The organism is Natrinema altunense (assembly GCF_000731985.1).
In the GTDB taxonomy this organism is placed as follows: domain Archaea; phylum Halobacteriota; class Halobacteria; order Halobacteriales; family Natrialbaceae; genus Natrinema; species Natrinema altunense.
The window spans coordinates 202,219-221,261 of record NZ_JNCS01000002.1; the positions used below are offsets into that span (position 1 = coordinate 202,219).

The following is a 19,043-nucleotide window of genomic DNA, read 5'->3' on the forward strand; positions in this document are numbered from 1 at the left end:
GCCGATTTAACCGCACGACACGCCCGGTCAGGGGTCGTCGGACCCGTCCCGATCACCGAATCGGACGTAGCGTCGGCCGACGATCGCCCCAGCTGCGAGGGCGACGACGACCGCGACGCCGAGGCCGATCGGGAGCGGCCACGAGTCGCCCGCCCAGTCCGCTTCGAACACGTCGGCGTAGTAATTCGCGGCCGCCACACCGTGGAGCACGACGAGCACCTCGCGGTTGTTCTCGAGCGAGTTCGAATTCCAGTTCGCACTGCCTACGATCGCCGTCTCCCGATCGATCACCACGCCCTTGGCGTGGATCTTTTCGAACCGATCTGTGTCCTCGACGAGGCGGACCTCGAGCGGGAGGTCCTCACGGTCGGCGACTCGCTCGAGGTCGGCGGCCAGCGCCTTGTTTTCGTCGGCGTTGTACCACGTCGAGCCGAGCAGGAGTTTGACGTCGACGCCGCGGCGGGCGGCCGCGAGGGTTGCCTCGAGCAGCGAGACATCGGCGTTGATACTGGGCTGGATGACGAGGATCTCGTCGTCGGCGTCGGCCAACAATGCCTGCATCCGGCCGTCGGCGTTGTCCGGCGCGAGCAGGAGTTCGGCGGACTCGACCGGGACCGTCGCCGGATCGTGAGCCGTCGGGAACTCGGGATCGGCTTCCGGCGACGAGAACCCCTGCGTTTCGTCGTCGACGAACGTGGCGTTCGCGCGGTAGGCACTGCCGTCCGTCGTGTCTCGACCCTCGAAATCGGCGCTGAAAACCGTCGCGAGTCGGGCCGCGAGCGTCTCGCTTTCGAGGCGGACCCCCCAGCCGCGGCTGCTCTCGCCGCCGACGCCAGCGGGTTTCCAGTTTTCGGTCGTGACCAGCACGCGGTCGTCGACGACGGCGTACTTCGGGTGATGATACCGGTAGCGAGCGTTCTCGCCGCCGATGACCCGGACGTCGACGCCACCGGACTCGAGCGTCTCGAGGACGCTCTCGGTCGGTGCGGGCGTGCCGCCGACCGGGCTCGCCTCGAAGAGGACGGCGACGTCGACGCCGCGTTCGGCCGCGTCGACGAGGTCGGCGGCGATCGCGTCGGAGGTGACGGTGTACCCCGCCAGCAGCAGTCGGTCGTCCGCGGATCGGATCGTGGCTCGCGGAACCTCGGGGGTGTCGGGAAGGACGAACGCCGTCGCCTCGTCGACCGCGGTGCTCGCGACGGGGAGACAGGTCGCGCCGGTGGGCCACCACTGGCCGCCGGTGCTACCGTCTGCCCCGTTCGTGGTCGGTTCCGTTCGGTACCACCGCGCTGCCGTCGGCGCGCGGTCGTAGGTGACCGAATCGATCTCGGTCGTGGCGTTTTGGAGGCGGAGTTCGTCACCGTCGTTCGCGAGTCGGAGACGACCCGCGAGTGCGAGAACGGGTGCGTCGGTCAGCGTCCGCGTGACGTTCGGAGCAGTGCTCAGCGCGACGCGGCCGGACACCGTCTCGTTCGGGAGGGCTGCCGTCGTGTGGCCGTCAGTGAGGGAGACGTTCTCGAGTCGCGTGTCGGGCGGGGTCTCGAGAACGACGAACTCGCCGACGTTGCCGTCGGTCGTTGGATTCGGGGCGAGGGCGGCGATCCGCGGTCGCTCCGGTGTGTCGTTCGTCGGCGGGCTCGTGGCCGTCGCCGTCGCGTCACCCGCTCGGGACGGACAGTCGAGGGCGGTGGCATTCGCGTCCGGACCGGTAGGTGCTTGAGCGATTGGCCGGCCGTCCACCGTCGTTCCGTCAGCGACAAAGCCCGCGACTAGCGCGGTGCTGGCGACGAGACCACACGCGAACGCCGCGACGAAGGCCACACGCCGGCGGTTCATCGCTCCGTCTGGCCGCCCCTTCGTACTTAAATAATCGGGAGAACTCGACCGTCCCGCACTAATTTCGGACGCGTGGGCCGGACCGGGCGGATCGAATCGGTTCCGTCCTGTCGCTCGTCAGGCCGCGGGCTCGAGGTTCACGCCCTCGGCTTCGGCCTGGACGAGATAGGCTCTATCGTCGTCGTAGTCGGCGACGATCTCGAGCGCGTCCTGGGTGCCGATGCGGTTGAGCGCCCACGCGGCGCTGGCCCGGACGCGGTCGGCCTCGTCGTTTTCGAGGACGTCCGCGAGCGGGTCGATGGCGCGCGTGTCGCCGATGAGTCCGAGCGCGCGCGCAGCCCAGCTGCGGACGTCGTCCTCGTCGGCGACGAGTTGTTGGGCGATCGGTTCGACCGCGTCCGCGGCACCGATTTCGCCGAGCGCGCGGAACGCCGGCCGCTGGAGGTTCGGGTTGGAGTCGACGTAGTCGACCAGCGTGTCGACGATCTCCTCGTCGTCGACGCCGATCTTGCCGAGGATGCGCATGGCGGCCTGATCGCGCCGGTTTGCCTTCTGGAGCATCGGATCGATGGCCTCCTCGGGACCCATCCGCTCTAAGGCCTCCATGCAGTGGTCCTCCATGAAGTCGGAGTCGAAGGTCTCGAGCGCGAGCAGGATCTGGTCGACGTTCCCCTGCTTCTCGTGGACCTTGAGCGCGTGCCACTCCGGCGGGAAGTCCTTGACGTGGTCGAGCACGTCGTAGTAGCCCTCCCGGCGGAGCTGTTCGCGGATTTCGAGGTCGGTCCACTCGGTTGCGTCGTCGATCTCGTTCTGGAGGTCGTCGGCCGCCTCGAGCAGCCCGGCGATCGTTTCGGCGTCGTCGTCGGCGTCGAGGGCGGCGTCCTCCACGGCGTCGGCCGCGTCGTCGAGGGTCGCCTCGAGCTGGGCGGCGACGTCCTCGCCCTCGTCGACCAACGCCACTGACGCTCCGAGCAGCCCCTCGAACTCGTCGAGGAAGCCGTCGACCGCTTCGATCAGTTCGGCGTTGCCCTCTTCGGTCCAGCGAGTGCTCGTGATCGTGCCGCTCGCGTCGTCGATTTCGCTCACGACGTCCTCGCCGTAGGGACCGCGCTGGTCGTCCAGATCGGACTCCAGGTCCGAAAGATCGCTCTCCAGTTCGTCGTACTCCTCCTGCAGTTCCTCTTCGGGGGCGGGTTCCTCGTCTTCGTCTTCCTCCTCGTCGGTCTCGGGCGGCTCCGGCACCTCGATGCTGTCGAGTTCGTCGCGGACGGAATCGAGATCGGCCTCGACGACGTCCAAGTCGTCCTCGGTCTCGGCCGCCTCGAGGGTCGACTCGAGTTCCTCGACGTCGGCCGCCACGGCGTCGAGTCGCTCGCCGACGGCTTCGAGATCGACGGCGGTTTCGTCCGGCTCGGCCTCGTCGGCCGCGTCGTCACCGTTCGCCTCGTCCTCGCTCATGGTCCCACCTCGGGACGACGCCGACGCGTGACTGTGTACATACTCTACGGTCGTGTCAGCACGGCCCTAAGCGTTTCCATGCGCGTCGACCTCGCCGGTCCGTTCGGCGTCGCCCCAGTACAACCAGGGGCTGCACGTCATGTAAGCCAGCCCGAGCATCAGGAGGGCGTAGGGAAACGTTCGACCGGCGAAATCGGGGACGAGGATCGCGAGCGCGTGAACGACACCCATGATCGCGGCGTCTCGAGCCAGGAGATCGGGGTACCGGATTCGCGAGACCATCAGGTAACAGAACGCGCCGGTCACCGTGAGGACGAGCCATGGCCGAAGCTCGCCCGCGAGAATCGCCGCGCCGAGCACCGTCGCGGCCAGCGTCGTCTGGACGCCCTCGGTGTGGCTGCCGGCGATGTCGTAGGCGGTGTACATCCCCAGGCGGGTGACCGCCATGGCGACGAACAGCGCACAGACGACCGTCACGAGGAGGAGTACGGGCGTAACCGACTCGAACCCGATCCCGAAGCCCTCGGTGACGACGACGAAGGAGAGGACGGCGGGGGCGACGGCGAAGGAGGCGACATCAGCGAGCGAGTCGAGATAGGGGCCGGCATCGGTGCCGCCGTAGCGACGCGCGAGGATGCCGTCGAGGCCGTCAGCGATCGCCGCCAGGAGGATGAGGCGGGCGGCCAGATCGATGTCGACGACCGCGACGACGACCGCGACGAACCCCAGAGCGGCGTTGGCGATCGTCACCGCGTCGGCGACACCCAACCGACCGACGAACCGGGGGAGCATATGCCCGGATTCGGCGGGGCGTTACCTTACGTGTTTTCGTTTCCGCAGGCGGCGTTTTCGAGAGCCAAACCGGGGCGATTATACCGCGACTCTCCGTACGGTTCCGTATGCAACGGCGCGCCTGTCTCGCCGCCGTCGGAACCGCGCTCTCAACGAGCCTGGCCGGGTGTTCGTCCGTCCTCAGCGCGTTCGACGACGACCCCTGTGGCGGCGAGGAGTGTCACATCGGAATGAACCGCACCGAGTTCACGCCCGCCGTCTACGAGGTGTCGGCCGGCGATACGGTCGTCTGGAAGAACACCAGCGAGGCCGACCACACCGTCACGGCCTACGAGAGCGGCATTCCGGACGAGGCCGAGTACTTCGCGTCCGGCGGCTACGAGAGTCAAGCGGCCGCGTACGAGGCTTGGGAGGACCGCGGCGGCCGCCTCGGAACGCGCGATACGTTCGAACACACCTTCGAGGTCCCGGGGACCTACGAGTACTTCTGTATTCCACACGAGGGTGCCGAGATGATCGGCGAAATCGTCGTCGAGTAACCCCTCAGTCGAGTCCCCGCCGCTGTAGACGGTCTGTTTCTCTCGAGCGACGTTGCTCCATCTCCCCGCCGATGAATCGATGTCTGCCGGGTCGAGTTACGTCGACGAAGACAGCGAGCGCTAAGCGGCGTTCGACTGCAAAAGAACGAATCGCGCCCCGGCGAGACTCGAGTCGACTCGCGGATCGCGATCAGTCCGCGGAGACGTCGTCTTCGTCAACGTCGACCGCGGTCGCTTCCTCTTCGGCGACTTCCTCGGGGTGTGCCTCGAGGGTGGCCTTCTGGATCTCGACGCGGCGCAGCGGGTAGATCGTCTTGGCCTCGCCGTAGATGCCCGAAGAGAGTCGTCCCTCGACGACGCTGTCGATGAGTTCCTCGAAGGAGCGCTCCTCGGCCGCCTCTTCGATCATCTGGACCATCCGCTCGCGAATGGCCTTCTCCTGGCTCGCGTCGGCCTTCTTGGTCGTGAACGCGACGGGCTGGATCTGAACGCGGTAGTCGTCCGTCGTGAGGACGGTGACGTAGGCCTCGATCTTCGAGGCACCGCGACGGACCAGCGAGCGCAGGTAGTCCCGCGTCAGGGAGTGTTCAACGAACTCCGTGTACGCGCTGTCGCTGCCGACATCGGTGATCTTGAAGGTCAGCTTGGTGTTGTTCTCGCTGGCGTTGTTGTTGAGTTCGCCGAGCGTCGTTTCGAGCGTTCGGCCGTATACTTTGTCCGGTTCGTCAGCGGGGGTTTCGCCGAGTTCCTGGCGGTCGAACTGCTCGGGTGCCAGAACGGTGTACCACCGCTTTTCCTGTTTCGCACGTGAAACTGATCGTTCACTCATTGTGTGTTGTGTCTGAGTCGGTATCGGTGTCGGACACAGGTCCCGTGTCCGTCGGTCGGTCGTCCTGTACGAGTTGCGCCTGCGACGCGATGTCGATCGCGACTGCGAGGTTGACGACGTAGTCGTCGACCGTCGACTGCAGGCCGCTGGTCGTCTCGCGGTCGATCCGCGTGACGACCGTTCCTGTGCGGTCGCCGTCGCCGTCGGTCCCGTCGGCGACGCCGTCGCGTTCGACGGTCGTCGTCATCTCGTCGGTGTTGTCCGGGTCGAGCGCCCGTGCGACGAGCGTCGCATCGTCGTGGTCCGTCCGAATCGTCGCTCGCCGGCTCATAGTAGGTCCCTCGCTGCCGCGATGATCGCCGAGTCGTCCACGTCTCCGTCGTACCGAAGGTAGCCGCGCCGCCGCCCGATATCGTACTCGACGTCGGTAACGTCGGCGTCCGTTTCCGCGTCCGGCTCCGCCCCCTCGAGATCGCGCGCGATGCCCTCGACGGTCGCGCCGAGGGGCTCGGGCTCGCGGGTCGCGATCGCCGCCGCGCCGTTTCCGACGGTGAGCACGGCCGGCTCCGGCGACCGGTAGGCCGCCGCAATCGCCGCGACCGCCTCGACGGGGCCGTCGTCGATGCCGACGACGAACAGCCCGTCGTAGCGGCCTGTCGACGCGCCTTCGAGCGCCGCGTGGGCGCGGCGGCCGCGCTCACGCCACGCGTCGAGTGCGGCGTCGCGGACGTCGTGTCCCATCGCGAGCGCCGTTCCCGTGCCGGGCTGGGTTCGAGCCAGCGCCTCGAGCACGTCGGCCAAGCCACCGAGCGTTGCGACGGCATGGCTGGGGGTGGCGTACGGGCGGAGCAGCCGACCGATCGACGCGGCCGCGGCGTCGGTCGCCTCCGCAGCGCCGACGGCGTCGAGCGCGACCAGCGAGGCGATCGCGCGGTGATCGTCCGCGTCGAGCGCGTCGGACTCGTCGTCGACGGCGCCCGCAAGCGCATCGCGCGTCGCAGCGAGATCCCCCGACCACGGCGCGCGCACTCGCGTCGAGTGGGCGAGCCCGTCGGCGGGGTCGGCGGTCGGTACCGCGACGCCCGGCCGCTGCTCGAGGAGCCCGCGGTCGAGCGCGGTCTCGAGGAGCCACTCGGTCTCGCCCGCACCGGGGTCGCTCCCGCCGGCGACGACGCCGGCGAGCGCGAGCACCGGATCCGGCGTCGCGCCGAGTTCGCGGACGAGATCGACGGCCTCGAGGGTCGACGGGCGGTCGATCCCCGCGAGGCGAATCTCGTCGGTCTCCGCGGCCGTATCGGCGGTGCCGACGACGACCGTGATGTCACCCTCGTTCGTCGGCGACCGAGCGCGCTCGGAGCGTTCCGTGACCGTCCGTCCGACGGTCACCTGAAACGGCGTCTCACGGTCGGCCAACGCGGTCGCGAGGAGGCCGCTCGCCGCGAGCCCGTCGCCGTCGGCGCGGGCGATCAGCCGGACGAAGCCGGCGCTCTCGAGTGCGCTCGTGGCGGACGCCGGCTCGGCGGATCGACCCTCGGTGGACATCTGACGTTACTCGGCGTCTTCGATGAGTTCCTTCGCGAACTCGGGCGTGTAGGTGAAGTCCGCCTCGAGTTCGTCGCCGCGGTAATACGTGACCAGGCGACGAACCTTCGCTTCGGTGTTCTGCAGGGCACGCTTGTTCTGGTGGTCCTGCTGGTTCTGCTGGACGTGTTCGCGCAGACGCACGGCACGCTCCATCAGGTTCCAGAGGTCCTCGGGGATGTCCGATCGCGCGTCGTTCTCCTCGAGGATCTCGGTGATTTTCTTTCCGGTCGCCAGCTTGACGTCGGGGATTGGCGTGCCGGTGACGCCTTCGTCACGCAGCTTCATCCCGATCTGGCTGGGATCGTGGCCCTGCTGTGCTAGTTCGACGACCCGGTCTTCGACGGCTTCGGGGTCGACGTCGCTCCACTCCGGCGGTTCGTCTGCCGACGGCTTGTCCGAACCGGACGAGCCGCGACGGCGGGTGTGCATTCGTGCCATTGTTGAGGATAGGAATCGCACTGACCGCTCAGTATACTGTCGAACGACAGTATTGGCTCTCGCCGTGCACTTCCGCAATCCCAAGCCACCCGGAAGAGGGGGTGACGCAGTCGGATTTGCGGCCGTGCGCTTCCCACGCTCACTTCCCGCGTCGGGGACTAAAGGGTTTCTACATCGCCATCCCACCGCACGCGGTCGGCCAGGCCAGTCCCCGCTCTCGACGCGTCGGCGCCGTCGGCGAGTACGCGGTCTCCAGCGAACGCGAATGGCCTGACGCGTCCGGACCGATTCGCGTCGCTTCGCTCCCTAGTCGACGGCTCGAGGGCGACGTCCACACCCATCCGTTCGATGAACTGTCCGTCGACCGTATTTTTTCGTGCGTTACGTTCATACCGCGGGAGTCCGAAGCGACGGGTACGGAATGAGGCGCGAGCACTTCACGTTAGACGTCACCAACATCGACTGGGTCGAAACCGACGGCGAGCCAGCGAAGCCATCGGTATCGATCGATTTCACCGGCCCGGCGACCATGCTTCGCGAGCGCCTCACTGGTCCCGACGGAGACGTTCTCGAGGCGAGCGAAACGGATGCGGCCCTCCGCCTGCAGGGACCGCTCGGGGACGACACCACGGGGGTAGTGAGCGTGACCAACCGCATCACCGGCGAGTTCATCCTCGAACTCAACGAGGACGCCGACGACGTCCTCCAGTTCATCCGCGCGGCGCGAGGGTACGGCGAGGATGCCGCCGACGATGAGGGTCGCTACGAGGTCACGATTACGCTCGACGGGGACCCGTTCGTCAGCTACGACAAAGGGACGTTTCTCGTCTACGACGATGAGGGCAGCCTGCTCCGCCAGCACAGCCTGATCCCCAGCGGCGTCGAACTGTAGCCGTCTCCGTTCGTTCTCACCGTTCAGGATCGGACCGGCAGTTATAAGCATTTAGGCATGCCTAAAGGCAATATACGCCGGCAGACGGCGGAGTCGATTTATGGCGAACGGACACCTACTCACGACGGCGGTCGAGGACGAAGCGCAGGCACCGACGACCGCGGAGCCGGTCCTCGAACTCGACGGCATCGCGAAACGGTTCGGTAGCGAGGAGGTCATCGGGGACCTCTCGTTGGCCGTTCGCGACGGCGAGATCCTGACGCTGCTCGGCCCGTCGGGCTGTGGGAAGACCACGACGCTGCGATTGATCGCCGGCCTCGAGAAGCCGAACGCCGGACACGTCCGGCTGCAAGACGAGACCGTCGCCGGTGACGGGCGGTTCGTCCCGCCGGAGGAACGCGGCGTCGGCGTCGTCTTTCAGGATTTCGCGCTCTTTCCCCACTTGACCGCTCACGAGAACGTCGCCTTCGGCCTCCAGGAGTGGGCCGACGCCGAACGCGACGCCCGCGTCGACGAACTCCTCGAACTCGTCGGACTCGCGGACCACGGTGAGGACTATCCGGACGAACTCTCAGGCGGGCAACAACAGCGGATCGCGCTCGCGCGCTCGCTGGCCCCGGAACCCGAGATGCTGTTGCTCGACGAGCCGTTTTCGAACCTGGACGTGGATCTGCGCGTCGAGATGCGCGAGGAGGTCCGTCGCATCATCAAGGAAACCGGCGTCACCGCCATCTCGGTCACCCACGATCAGGAGGAGGCGCTCTCGATCTCCGACCGGGTCGCCGTGATGAACGACGGCGATATCGAGCAGATCGACACCCCACAACAGGTCTTTCAACAGCCCGAATCGCGGTTCGTGGCCGGCTTCCTCGGTCACGCCAGCTTCCTGCCGGGCGAGGTCCACGGCGACCACGTCGAGACCGCGCTCGGCCGCGTGCTCCGCGACGACGTCCACGGGCTCGCCCACCAGTACGACGGGAGCATCGTCGACCTGCTGGTCCGACCCGACGACGTGACGGCCTACCCAGCCGCGGAAGCCGAGGCCGACGGCCGCGTCGTCTACCGCCGGTATCTCGGTCCGACGGTCCTCTATCGCGTGGAACTCGACGGCGGCGAGACCATCGAGTGCATGCACAACCACTCCGACCGGATCGATCTGGACGAGCGCGTCGGCGTCCGCGTCACCGCCGACCACGAACTCGCGTGGTTCCCCGCCGACCATCGCGCGGACGCGGAGACGGACGAAGTCCCCGCGGGTGCCGACTGAGCCGTTTCGAAACGCCATCGACGCCGGGTTCTCCGTCGATCTGTCGTGACACGCAGCCGCGTTCGAGCCACCGCGCCGAACGTTGATAGGTGTGCACATACCAGGTCACGTGTGACCGAGCGGACATCGCTTGCGACGTACTGTGGGATCGCCGGTACGATCGTCTCGCTGGGGACGATCACGGTCGCGACGATCGTCGCGTCGCCCGAGACGTTCACCTGGCAGGGGCACGCCCTCTCGGATATGGGTCGCTACGGGACGCCGACGTTCCCGCTTTTCAACGGCGGGCTGATCGTCGGCGGGCTGTTGGGGCTCCCCTTCGCCTGGCGGTGCTGGATCACGAGCCGGAACGCCCTCGAGCGCGTCGGCGTCGGCCTGCTCGCGACGGCGGTCGTCGGGCAGATCGGCGTCGGGCTCTTCTTTCTCGAGCACACGGCCGTCTACCTCGAGACGAGTCTCCACGGGATCGCGGCGCTGACGGTCTTCGGGGTCGCTCCGTTTGCGGGATGGATCTACGGTTCCGGGGCGGCAATGGCCGGCGACGGCCGTCTCGCGATCGCATCGGTCGGACTCGGTACCGTCCACCCCCTCGTCTGGTTCGGGTGGCTGCTGTCGCTCGGCGGGGCGGCGGAGACCGGCGCATGGTTCGCCGTGGCCGAGTTCGGTGCCGCCGTCGCGTTCGGCGGTTGGATCCTCGTGCTCGCGATCACCGTCCGTGATCGTGACGACAGCGAACCGGACGGACCGAACCGCTAAATCGTTCGGGCTGCTTTTGCGATGCTCGGCCACACAACGCTTAAATCGAAACCGTCCCTAACGAGATGTATGCATAAAGACGAACTCCTCGAACTCCACGAAGAACTCGTCGTCATCATGGAGTACTTCTCGGACCGCGAGGAGGTCGACGAAACGCTGTTCGATCCCTATCGTCAACTCGATGTCGATCCGTCCCACGTCCACAAATCGAAAAGCGAACACAAACACGCGGTCTTCGTCCTCGGAAATGCGCTCGCGAGCGCGATGAGTGAAGACGAGTTCTCGAGCGCCGGTCGGATCGGCAAACGCATGAAGGAGCTCGCCGAGGACGCGGAGTCGAAAATATAGACAGTATCTAGGCGAAACGTATTTAGTGTGGTTCTCGCTTGTTGAACTATGGACCCGCGCACGCAAGAGCGCGTCGAGGAGTGGGACTCCCGCCCGTTCAACGGTGGGTTCGATGGTCTCTCCGATCTCGCTGCCGCTGATTTCTCCGGTGCCGTGTCGGCTGTCGGCACGTGGGTATTCATGCTCAACGGCCGTATTATCGGCATCATCGACGGCGATATCGAGGACTTCGAAACCGCCTCTGGTACGCAGTACGAGGCCCCCCACCCGTCGCTTCCCCTGCTCTGTGCAATGGAGGAACGCGGCGGTGACACACGAGCGAAGTACTACACGAACGAGACGCCGCTCCGGGAGGTGGACAACACCCTGCAAAGCGGCTCGTTTACCGGCTACGTCGAGCTGAGCGAAAACGTCCTCAGCGGCGACTACTACGCCGTCTACTACGGCGGCCGACGGATGGCCGCCGCCTACATCGGCAACGCCGAGCGGCTGCTCACCGGCGACGAGGCCTTCGACCGAGCGGCCGACGAAGTCGGCATCTACGAGGTGACCGACGTCGATATCGAGGTGACCGACGTGCCGGGGACGGGCGACGCGAGCGCCGGCTCCGGACCCACGGACGGGACGACCGACGGCTCCGACTCGAGTCCGGCGACCGGAGCGGTTCCGGGGACCGATCCGGCTGCGTCCGCCGCCGGGACGGACACGCCTAGCGGCGACGGTGCCGAGTCCGAACCCGGCGTCGGTGCGACGGGTTCGGCGATCGATCCGATCGACATCTCGAGCACCGAGTCGACCGATACCGTCGGCGCGACGGGGAGCGATCAGATCGGGGACGAGGCTGCGGACGATCCGTCCTCGCTGACGGGAGAGATCGATCTGACGGGCGACGCGTCGGGGATCACGGCGACCGACGACGCCGCGACGGAGTCGGACTCGGCTTCGAGCGGAATCACCGAGACGGACCCCTCCTCTTCCGGTTCGGCTCCCGAAACCGATCCATCCGCCGGGACGGACGCGGCTTCCGAGACCGGTCCGACGACCGACTCCGGTCAATCTCAGGGATCGGTTCCGTCGGACGGTTCCGTCGACCGCCGGGAACAGGGGGCAACCGAACGCGTCCAACGGGACGCGCGAGCGACCGCCGACGGCACGACCGCACCCGCGACCGACGCCGCACCGGAGCCGGCGACTGACGACCGCGGGACGACCGACTCGCCGGCAAGCGAGCCCGGAACGACCGATACCGCATCGAGCGCGGCCGACGACGGCGGAGCCGACGTGAGCATCGACGTCACCCCCGCCGACGAGGCGGAACCCGGGACCGACACCGACGGCGAGGCGGCGTCGGACTCGAGTCCCGACCTCGCGGAGGTCGAGGCGGCGGCCGAGGAGTTAGAGCGCAACGATATTTCCTGGGTCGACGAGGAAGGGGACAACGGGCCGGCGGACGGACCGACACCAGAGGAATCCACCGCCGATTCCGGTGACACTCCCGAGGACGACGAGGACGGCTATCTCGACGAACAACTCGAACGCGAGGAAGCGTGGCGGGAGACGCGACGCATTCCGTCGATCGACCCCGACGACAGTGACCCGGCGGACGAAACGGGTTCGAGCAGCGACAGCCGTCGTACGCGGACGGGTCGATCGTCCGCATCGGCGGCAGGTGCGGACGCCACGAACGCCGCCATATCCGACGGATCACGGTCCAGTTCGCGGAACGGGGACCGGACGGCGGAGTCGACGACGGCCGAGACGCGCGCGGAGCGCTCCCAGACGGGGGGTCGCCAGCGGACGGCGGCCACCCAGTCGGAATCGGCGGCCGACGGACGGGCCGCCGATCGGAAGCAACAGCGGATCGACGCGCTCACCGAGAAACTCGAGACGCTCCAGGAGCAACGCGACACCCTCGCGACGAAGGCCGAGGAACTCGAGGCCGAACGCGACCGACTGCAATCGACGAACGACGACCTGTCCGCGACGGTCGAGCGCCTCCAGTCCCGCATCGAGGACCTCGAGACGGAACTGGAACGCGAACGCGAGCGCACCGCCGATGCCGACGCCGCGGACTCCGGGGGAGCCGCCGAGACGCAGCTCTCGGCCCAGCAGGCGCTTTCGGGGACGAACCTCTTCGTGCGGTACGCCTCGAAGAGTCGGCCGACCCTCGAGACGGCTCACGACGGCGACGCCGACCGCAGCGAGGTCGCGTCGAACCTCCGACTCGAGCATCACACGCAGTTCGACTCGGCCGCTGCCGCGGTCGACGGGGAGCCGTACGCGGACTTCCTCCCGTCTTCGATGGAGTTTCGGTTCGTCGACTGGCTCACCGAGGTCGTCCTCTACGAGATTCGTGATACCGGTAACGCGGACAGTCTGATCGACCTCTACGACGCCATCCCCCGCATCGATCGGGCCGAACTCGACGCGACGATCTCGCTCGAGAACGACGACACCGAGGACGTACCCGACGAGCTGACCTTCGATATCGTCGCGTTCGACAAGATGGGGAACCCGTTGGTCCTCGTGACGCTCAACGACTCCCGGGAGCCGGCGACGAAGGGGATGCTCGAGGGATTGGAGGAGGCCGCTTCCGCGATCAAGGCCAACTACCCCGATCTCGCGGCGGCGTTCGCCGTCACCTCGAGTTACTTCGAACCCGGCGCGCTCGAGGTGGCCGAGGAGGCGACCAGCGGCGGCTTCCTCAGCCGCGGCTCGAAGCTGAGTTACGTCAACCTCTCGCGCAAGGACGGCTACCACCTCTGTCTCGTCGAATCACGGTCGGAAGGGTTCCACATGAACGTCCCCGAGTTGTAGTCGGCGAGCACGCGCTCTGACTGCCGGCGTTTCGGACCAGTGGGACGACAGCGAACGCCGCTCGAGCGACGGGTGTCCGATGGCTGATGCAGCCGTCTCGATCGGCGGCAGTCGTGGCGGCGATACGGAGACGAAAGCGGGACGCTCCGGGGAACAAAAACGGCGATACGATCGTCAGCGAGTCGGCAACGCGCGGGCTGTCGGTCGCGGGGACGGGCGACAGCGTCCGAACTGGACGAGAGACTACCCTTCGATCTCCGCGACGTCTTCGATCTTCATTCCGTCGAGTTTCTCGACGATGTCATCGATCTTGCCGTGGAGTTCGTCGACGAACTCCACGGTCCGCTCGGTCTTGATCGCACCCTGGCTCGAGGGTTCGATCAGGTTCTCCTCCTCGAGGACCCGAAGCGAGTAACGAACCTTGTGGTGGGGATAGCCGGTCTCGTTGGACATTTTGACGATCCCGATCGGTTCGTTCTCGATGACCATCTTCAGGACCTGGAGATGTCGTTCCAGCATATCGACTTCCTTCTCAAGCCTATCTATCATGGCATTTGTTAACTTGTCTTTGGGCCTTTTAAAAGTTACTCTCGGCAATTGAACGGACCGGTTTCGACTAGATGTCCGTTCCTGTCAGTAGTTAACGTTTCCGATCCCGGCGATTCGCGGGATCAGTCGGCCGGTTGGACGCCGACCGGCAGGGGTCGCACCCGATCACGGAGGCGACGGGCCGTGCTGTCGGTCAGTCCCGGACACTCGGTTCCGGGGTCGACCGCGGAACGGTTATCTGGATCGTGTACCCTCCCTTGTGCCTGCACGCATATATACTGGTAGCTATCGGACCGAGCGGCGTGGCACATCCCGCGTCCGACCCCGGATGCTACCCGTCAGTCACCCGTATACCGAAATCTGTTTATCGGCCCGGGAAGAATCCGCCGCTGTTATGACCGTCACTATCGTCGGGTCGCAACTCGGCGACGAAGGCAAGGGTGGGGTCGTCGACCTCTACGGCGACGCCGCCGACGTCGTTGCCCGGTATCAGGGCGGCGACAACGCTGGACATACCGTCGTCCACGACGGCGAGAAGTACAAACTGTCGCTGGTGCCGTCGGGAGCCGTTCGCGGCAAGATCGGCGTCCTCGGTAACGGTTGCGTCGTCAACCCCGAGACGCTGTTCGACGAGATCGATACCCTCCGCGAACGCGGTCTCGAGCCGGACGTCCGGGTCTCCGAGCGCGCCCACGTTATTCTCCCCTATCACCGCGCGCTCGACGGCATCGAGGAGGAAGAGAAGGAGGACCTCGCCGCCGGGACGACCAAGCGCGGCATCGGGCCGACCTACGAGGACAAGGCCGGCCGTCGCGGCGTCCGGGTGGGCGATCTGCTCGACCCCGATACGCTCCGCGAACGCCTCGAGTACGTCGTTCCCCAGAAGAAAGCCCTCGCCGAGGAGGTCTTCGACAAGGAGACCGGCGAGGAGTTCGATATCGATCACCTCTACGAAACCTACCGCGAGTACGGCGAGCGCCTCGCCGAAGAGGGGATGACCGTCGACTGCGGGACCTTCCTCCAGAACCGGATCGACGCCGGCGACAACGTCATGCTCGAGGGAGCACAGGGAACCTCCCTCGACATCGATCACGGGGTCTACCCCTACGTCACTTCGTCGAACCCGACGGCGGGCGGCGCGACCGTCGGCACCGGTCTCGGACCGACCGTCATCGGGGACGGCGAGGTCATCGGTATCGTCAAGGCCTATCTCTCCCGCGTCGGGACCGGGCCGCTCCCGACCGAACTCGGTGGGGTCGAGGGACAGACGCCGGACTACGACGCAGCCGACGGCGCGGGCGCGGACGAGGAGGCGCTCGCGACCGCCATCCGCGACGAAGGCGGGGAGTACGGCACCGTCACCGGCCGCCCGCGGCGGGTCGGCTGGCTCGACATGCCGATGCTGCGCCACGCGGCGCGCGCGAACGGCTTTACCGGACTCGCGGTCAACCACATCGACGTCCTGTCCGGCCTCGACACGGTCGAAGTCGGCCACAGCTACGAGTTCGACGGCGAGGAAATCTTCACCATGCCCCCGACGACCGAACAGTGGGGCCGCTGTGAAGCCACATTCAAGTCGTTCGACGGCTGGCCGGACGTCGACTGGACCGCGGTCGCCGAGGACGGGTACGAGGCGATCCCGGAGAACGCACGCACGTACCTCGAGTACATCAGCGACGAACTCGACGCCCCGATCTACGCCGTCGGCGTCGGCCCCGGCCGCGAGGAGACCGTCGTCGTCGAGAACCCGTACGAGTGACGTCCTCTCCGGCGTAACCGCCGGATTTTTCTCGCGGATTCCCGATAGGCACCCCACGGCGGGTCGCGAGCGACTCGCTCACGTCGTTCCCGAAACCTTTTGCTGTCGGCGGCAAGCCTACGTAGTATGAAGGAGTCGTTACTGGAGATTCTCTGCTGCCCGCTCGACAAACACGACCTGGAACTCGAGAACGCCGACTACGACGACGAGGAGGTCGTCGGCGGCAATCTCGTCTGTACCGAGTGTGGCGAAGCCTACCCGATCGAGGACGGCATTCCGAACCTGCTGCCGCCGGATATGCGAGAGGAGACGCCGGCCTGAACGGCCCCACTGATTATGTCCGGAACCGAGGTCGCCGTCCACGTCAACCGCGGGGCCGCCGAGGCGCTCGAGGCGACGAGCGGGACGCTCGAAACCAGCGCGTCGTTTTCGGTCCTGTTGTACGGCCACGAGACGCCCGCGCACGTCCACTGCCGTCTCGACGGTGACCTCGAACGGATCGCATCGCTCGGGGAATCGAACTACTACGTCGAACCCGAGACCGTCACGCGCGTTCCGGTCACCGTCGTCGCCGACGCCATCGACCGCCCCGTCGATGGCCGCCTCGAGGTGCTGACCGGCTACGGTTCCGAATCGGTCTCGATCGCCGTCACCGTCGAACCCGGGCCGCCGGGCGTCGACGTCGACGAATCCCTCGCCGAGCCCACGCGGTCGGAGCCCGAGCCGACGGCGTTCGACCGGGCCGTCGACCGGTGTTCCGCCGTGACTGCGGTCGAGCCGGCGACGCTCGTCGTCCTCGCACTCGGCGCGGTCGCGGTCGGCGTCGCGGGGGTGACGACGGCGACGATCGGCGGTCCCGTCGCGACCGCCGGCCTGGGAATCGTCGGCGGCGGCGTTCTCGTGGCGCTGTTCTTGCTGTTACAGTAACTCGCCGGCGACCGGACGCGAGATGGCGGTCGTGGCCGGCGGGCGAAAATCGGAGTCGCGTGGCACCGGTCGGTCGTCAGTCGTCGACCCGTGTCGCTTCGAGATCGCCCTCGGCGTCGAACCGTTTGGCGCGGAGGTACCGCGCCCGGTAGCGGTTCGCGCCGTCGTAGACGTCGGCCTCGCGGATCTCGTCGGTGCGGTCCTCCGCGACCGCGTCGATCAGCTCCTCGAGTTGGTTCAGTTCGCTCGTCGTCAACTCGAGTTCGTAGGTATGCTCGTCCTCGGACTCGAGGGTGGCCCACTTGCGGGCGGCGGCGACGACGAGTGAACACGGCTCGCGACAGGGGAACGGCCCGTTGCCGCCGTCGACAGCGAGGTCGTCGCCCTCCTCGTACTGCCACTCCCGGCGGCGCAGACACTGGGAGTCGACACAGCAGGCCTCGGCCATCCATTCGACGGCCTCGCGGGGGAGTTCGTCGATCACGTCGTAGATGCCCGTCTGGCGCTCGGCGGTCTCGAGCCAGTGGTCGACGTCCAGGTTCCCCCGCAGTTCGCGGTGCCAGTTGGCGACCGTCGCGGGATAGAAGAACTCGACCGTCTCGACGAGTTCCGCGCCCGAGAGGCCGGTAAAGGCCCAGCCGTCGGGCAGCGTCGGCGCGGTCTTCAGCGGGCGGTAGCGGCCGTCCTCGTCGTACGTCGCGAGTTCGCGTGCGTCGCGTGGGTCGTCGTGGATCTCGAGGTCGGCGAGATCGCTGCCGGCGTCCTCGACGTGCCAGAGATCGTAGACGCGCTCGCCGTTGGGAGCATCGATATCGACGAATCGGGCCGTAATAGAGAGCTGTCCCCACTCGCGGTCGATGCCGTCGCTGAGCGCGTCGTACCGGTCCGCGACGCCGAGTGTCTCCGGGCGGTCGTTCGCCTCGTCGGCTCCGCCGGACCAGGGACCGGGCGTCGCCTCGTCCGGATCGGCGTCCGCCAGCGGCGCGCGCTCGCACCACCGGAGGAAGGCCCGACGGGCGGTCCCCTCCCCGCCGACGGTCTTCTGCCAGTAACGCCAGTTCGTGACGTACGCCGCCGCGGAGTCGAGCGCCAGCCGGAGTGCGTCGTCGTCGAGTCCGGTCCACTCGTTGCCCGGCGTCTCGAGTGCGTACTCGCCGTCCGTTTCCGTGACGTGCAGGCCGTCGAACGCGATGCCGTCGGATGCGTGTGCCAGCAGCGCCTCGATGTCGTCGGTCGCCACCGTCACGCGTCAGTCACCCGCACCTGCGCCCGCGTTCGGCTCCGGGCTCGAGTCGGTTCCGGCCTCGGCGGCCGAGGCGGCCAGCTCACGGACCGCCTCGCGGGCGTCGCCGATGTCGGCCCCGGCGTCGGCCGCCCGCTCGAGGACGACGTCGGCCATCAGGTCCTCGGTCCCGACGGCACCGGTGTACCAGATCCGGTGGCCGTCGACCGCGGCGGGTACGTCCCAGCCGAGCCGGTAGTCCTCGGTCAGCCCCATGTCCTCGGGGATGTCTTCCTGCGTGTGGTAGCCGTCGGCGATGAAGAGGGGGACGACGACGATGTCGTCGCTCTCGAAGTAGTCGGTGACGTCGTCGACCTCCGGCTCCTCGTCCATGAACAGCGCCTTCACCTCGTCGAAGCGGTCGCGGTCGGCAATGCGGTCGCTGTGGTACTCGATGGCCTTCGCGGAGTTCTCGTTGCGGTCGGTGCCGTGACCGACGACCGAGAGGCCGACTCCCTCCCCGACATCGGGATCTTCCATCGCGGTTTCGGCCCGCTGGACGATCACGTCGGTCATCGCGTCGTGGGTCCCGACCGGCCCGCAGTAGTGGATGGTCTTCCCGACGTCGGTCGCCTCGAGCGTGGCCTGGGAGGCGCTGGTGCCGTCGGAGTCCCACTTCTCGGGGTCCCAGTCGTCGAGCCGAAGTTCTCGCGGGATGACCTGTTCGGTGAAGTACCCCTCGCTGATAAAGAGGGGAACGACGAACACCTCGTCGGACTCGAGCGTTCGGATCACCTCGCGGAAGTGGGGTTCTTCCTTCCAGAACGCTTCGCGGACCTCGTCGAACGCGCCTGTCTCGCGGATCGTGTCCGCGTGGGCGTAGGTCGGGTCCGAAGCGTCCGGATTCAGATGCGATCCGTGTGCCGCGATGACCAGCGCTTGCATGGTCGACCGTTCGGACGGAGCCGGTATATACCCTATGGAGAAGCACAATAGTTCCTCTTGTAAAACTGAAACAGAATTTTTGTTT

Annotated in this window: 19 protein-coding genes; 9 read left to right on the top strand and 10 right to left on the bottom strand. The window is 67.1% G+C overall.

The window, feature by feature from the left end:
• Positions 1-27: 27 nt before the first annotated feature.
• The 3 genes from ALTAJ2_RS05220 to ALTAJ2_RS05230 form a co-directional block, all read right to left on the bottom strand.
• Positions 28-1,836 (bottom strand): phospholipase D-like domain-containing protein, encoded by a 1,809-nt coding sequence (locus tag ALTAJ2_RS05220; protein ID WP_007108187.1) that lies wholly within the window; start codon positions 1,834-1,836, stop codon positions 28-30.
• 117 nt (positions 1,837-1,953) lie between these two features.
• The gene (locus tag ALTAJ2_RS05225; RefSeq protein ID WP_007108188.1) at positions 1,954-3,294 is read right to left on the bottom strand and encodes a HEAT repeat domain-containing protein; all 1,341 of its coding nucleotides are present in this window, start codon (positions 3,292-3,294) and stop codon (positions 1,954-1,956) included.
• 66 nt (positions 3,295-3,360) lie between these two features.
• Complete coding sequence (locus ALTAJ2_RS05230; RefSeq protein WP_007108189.1) at positions 3,361-4,086, bottom strand: protein sorting system archaetidylserine synthase; 726 nt, start codon at positions 4,084-4,086, stop codon at positions 3,361-3,363.
• A gap of 107 nt (positions 4,087-4,193) precedes the next feature.
• On the opposite strand from ALTAJ2_RS05230, the gene ALTAJ2_RS05235 reads away from it, so the two are divergent.
• Positions 4,194-4,625, top strand: coding sequence for a cupredoxin domain-containing protein (locus ALTAJ2_RS05235; RefSeq protein WP_007108190.1), 432 nt, complete (start codon positions 4,194-4,196; stop codon positions 4,623-4,625).
• Positions 4,626-4,815: 190 nt separating this feature from the next.
• Here ALTAJ2_RS05235 and ALTAJ2_RS05240 read toward each other — a convergent pair whose 3' ends face one another.
• The 4 genes from ALTAJ2_RS05240 to ALTAJ2_RS05255 are packed head-to-tail and all read right to left on the bottom strand — an operon-like array spanning position 4,816 to position 7,476.
• A complete protein-coding gene (locus ALTAJ2_RS05240) occupies positions 4,816-5,454 on the bottom strand; it encodes a 30S ribosomal protein S3ae (protein ID WP_006185248.1) in 639 nt (212 codons plus the stop codon).
• Positions 5,447-5,785 carry a KEOPS complex subunit Pcc1 gene (locus ALTAJ2_RS05245; RefSeq protein WP_007108191.1) on the bottom strand — a complete coding sequence of 113 codons (339 nt, stop codon included), beginning with the start codon at positions 5,783-5,785 and terminating at the stop codon, positions 5,447-5,449. Before ALTAJ2_RS05245 ends, ALTAJ2_RS05240 begins: the two co-directional genes overlap by 8 nt.
• Complete coding sequence (locus ALTAJ2_RS05250) at positions 5,782-6,996, bottom strand: hypothetical protein (RefSeq protein ID WP_007108192.1); 1,215 nt, start codon at positions 6,994-6,996, stop codon at positions 5,782-5,784. The genes ALTAJ2_RS05245 and ALTAJ2_RS05250 overlap by 4 nt, the downstream gene beginning before the upstream one ends.
• 6 nt (positions 6,997-7,002) lie before the next feature.
• The gene (locus tag ALTAJ2_RS05255; protein WP_007108193.1) at positions 7,003-7,476 is read right to left on the bottom strand and encodes a 30S ribosomal protein S15; all 474 of its coding nucleotides are present in this window, start codon (positions 7,474-7,476) and stop codon (positions 7,003-7,005) included.
• A gap of 421 nt (positions 7,477-7,897) precedes the next feature.
• Between ALTAJ2_RS05255 and ALTAJ2_RS05265 the strand changes: the two genes are divergently transcribed.
• The 5 genes from ALTAJ2_RS05265 to ALTAJ2_RS05285 all read left to right on the top strand — a co-directional run bounded on the left by ALTAJ2_RS05265 (position 7,898) and on the right by ALTAJ2_RS05285 (position 13,556).
• Positions 7,898-8,368: a DUF5793 family protein gene (locus tag ALTAJ2_RS05265; RefSeq protein WP_007108195.1), complete on the top strand. Its 471-nt coding sequence runs from the start codon at positions 7,898-7,900 to the stop codon at positions 8,366-8,368.
• Positions 8,369-8,468: 100 nt separating this feature from the next.
• Positions 8,469-9,635, top strand: coding sequence for an ABC transporter ATP-binding protein (locus tag ALTAJ2_RS05270; protein WP_007108196.1), 1,167 nt, complete (start codon positions 8,469-8,471; stop codon positions 9,633-9,635).
• A 111-nt stretch (positions 9,636-9,746) separates the two neighbouring features.
• On the top strand, positions 9,747-10,391 hold the full coding sequence (locus ALTAJ2_RS05275) for a DUF998 domain-containing protein (protein ID WP_007108197.1): 645 nt from the start codon (positions 9,747-9,749) through the stop codon (positions 10,389-10,391).
• Between the two features lie 69 nt (positions 10,392-10,460).
• Positions 10,461-10,739: a UPF0058 family protein gene (locus tag ALTAJ2_RS05280; RefSeq protein ID WP_006186471.1), complete on the top strand. Its 279-nt coding sequence runs from the start codon at positions 10,461-10,463 to the stop codon at positions 10,737-10,739.
• A 48-nt stretch (positions 10,740-10,787) separates the two neighbouring features.
• A complete protein-coding gene (locus ALTAJ2_RS05285) occupies positions 10,788-13,556 on the top strand; it encodes a DUF7527 domain-containing protein (RefSeq protein WP_007108198.1) in 2,769 nt (922 codons plus the stop codon).
• Positions 13,557-13,799: 243 nt separating this feature from the next.
• Here ALTAJ2_RS05285 and ALTAJ2_RS05290 read toward each other — a convergent pair whose 3' ends face one another.
• Entirely contained in the window at positions 13,800-14,105 is a 306-nt protein-coding gene (locus ALTAJ2_RS05290; RefSeq protein WP_007108199.1) for a hypothetical protein, read from the bottom strand.
• Positions 14,106-14,499: 394 nt separating this feature from the next.
• Here ALTAJ2_RS05290 and ALTAJ2_RS05295 point away from each other — a divergent pair, with 394 nt between their 5' ends.
• From ALTAJ2_RS05295 to ALTAJ2_RS05305, 3 genes are all read left to right on the top strand, one after another.
• Positions 14,500-15,864, top strand: a complete 1,365-nt coding sequence (locus tag ALTAJ2_RS05295) for an adenylosuccinate synthase (RefSeq protein ID WP_007108200.1) — start codon at positions 14,500-14,502, stop codon at positions 15,862-15,864.
• 126 nt (positions 15,865-15,990) lie between these two features.
• The gene (locus tag ALTAJ2_RS05300; RefSeq protein WP_007108201.1) at positions 15,991-16,185 is read left to right on the top strand and encodes a methytransferase partner Trm112; all 195 of its coding nucleotides are present in this window, start codon (positions 15,991-15,993) and stop codon (positions 16,183-16,185) included.
• Between the two features lie 15 nt (positions 16,186-16,200).
• Complete coding sequence (locus tag ALTAJ2_RS05305; RefSeq protein ID WP_007108202.1) at positions 16,201-16,791, top strand: DUF7524 family protein; 591 nt, start codon at positions 16,201-16,203, stop codon at positions 16,789-16,791.
• Positions 16,792-16,867: 76 nt separating this feature from the next.
• Here the strand turns inward: ALTAJ2_RS05305 and ALTAJ2_RS05310 are convergent, their stop codons facing one another.
• Positions 16,868-18,037 (bottom strand): DR2241 family protein, encoded by a 1,170-nt coding sequence (locus tag ALTAJ2_RS05310; RefSeq protein ID WP_007108203.1) that lies wholly within the window; start codon positions 18,035-18,037, stop codon positions 16,868-16,870.
• Between the two features lie 3 nt (positions 18,038-18,040).
• Positions 18,041-18,958, bottom strand: a complete 918-nt coding sequence (locus ALTAJ2_RS05315; RefSeq protein WP_007108204.1) for a CbiX/SirB N-terminal domain-containing protein — start codon at positions 18,956-18,958, stop codon at positions 18,041-18,043.
• Between the last annotated feature and the right edge of the window lie 85 nt (positions 18,959-19,043).